Source organism: Rhodococcus sp. IEGM 1241, from assembly GCF_033142365.1.
Lineage (GTDB): Bacteria > Actinomycetota > Actinomycetes > Mycobacteriales > Mycobacteriaceae > Rhodococcus_F > Rhodococcus_F erythropolis.
Genome location: NZ_JAWLSE010000054.1, coordinates 1 through 1,462 on the forward strand (window position 1 = coordinate 1; position 1,462 = coordinate 1,462).

General features: G+C 62.1%; 1 protein-coding gene. It reads right to left on the bottom strand.

From position 1 onward, the window contains the following. Positions 1-34: 34 nt before the first annotated feature. Positions 35-1,345 (bottom strand): IS256 family transposase, encoded by a 1,311-nt coding sequence (locus R4P70_RS32570; protein ID WP_042445351.1) that lies wholly within the window; start codon positions 1,343-1,345, stop codon positions 35-37. Positions 1,346-1,462: the final 117 nt, after the last annotated feature.

The window sequence follows — 1,462 nt, forward strand, 5'->3', positions numbered from 1 at the left end:
GGAGATATTGTCAAATCCTGTGGATGAGATTGTTTCAGGCGACCTCCGATCCGGTGCTTGCGGGCTCGACTGCCCCGGCGTCGAATGTGGTGATGTCGGTGGGTCGTTCGAGCAGTTTCCCCTTGTGGAACACCGCTCCGGCCCGCACGAGCGCAACCAGATGTGGTGCATTGACCGCCCGCCAACGAGCCTGGGCGGCGTCGATCAGCTTGTAGGCCATGGCAAGTCCCGCCGCACGGGATCCGGGCCCCTTGGTTACCTTGGTTCTCAATCGCACTGTGGCGAAAGTAGATTCGATGGGATTTGTCGTGCGTAGATGCACCCAATGCTCAGCCGGATACTTGTAAAACTCGAGCAGCACATCGATGTCGTCGACGATCTTCGCGACGGCCTTCGGGTACTTCGCTCCGTAGTCGAGTTCGAAGGCCTTGATCGCCACTTGCGCTTTGTCGATGTCCTCCGCGATATAGATTTCCTTCATCGCCGCGAGCGCTCCGGGATGAGCCGACTTCGGTAGCGCAGCAAGAACATTAGATTGTTTGTGGAACCAGCACCGCTGCTCACGAGTTTCCGGGAACACCTCCCGCAACGCCCTCCAGAATCCGAGAGCGCCGTCACCGACCGCGAGGACAGGTGCCGTCATGCCGCGCCGGCGACAGCCGCGCAGTAGATCCGCCCACGACTCGGCCGATTCGCGGTACCCGTCGGTGAGCGCGACAAGCTCCTTTCGGCCGTCCGCGCGGACCCCGATCATCACCAGCAGACATAGTTTTTCCTGCTCGAGCCTCACCTTGAGGTGGATGCCGTCGACCCACAGATAGACGAAGTCGGTACCCGAGAGGTCCCGATCCTGGAAGGTCTTCGCCTCGTCCTGCCACTGGGTCGTCAACCGGGTGATCGAGGAGGCCGAGAGCCCGGCACCCGATCCGAGGAACTGCTCGAGCGCCGGTCCGAAGTCGCTAGTGGAGAGCCCGTGCAGGTACAGCAGCGGCAGGACCTCGTTCATCTGCGGGGACTTGCGCACCCAGGCCGGCAGGATCGACGACGAAAATCGCTGCCGTTCTCCGGTGTCCGGGTCGATACGCTTGTCGTTGACCCGGGGGACCTTCACGGTGACCGCTCCCGCGGCCGTCAGAACGTCGCGTTCGGTGTGGTATCCGTTTCGGACCACCAGGCGGTGCCCGTCCTCATTGACCTGGTCAGCGAACTGGTCGATGTAGGCGGCGACCTCCGCTTGCAGTGCGGCCGCGAGCATCTGACGGGCGCCGTCGCGGACGATCTCGTCGAGCAGCGACCGTCCGCTGTCGTCGTTGGACTGGTCGTTCTCGTGTACTACCGTGAGCACGGGCGTACCTTCCCGCCAGCGTTGGCGCGCTGGTCTTGATCAGAATTTTCGATACCTTGCAGATCATCTTCCGGGAAGGTACGCCCTCCCGGGATCCACAAGTTCTGATCATTTCTC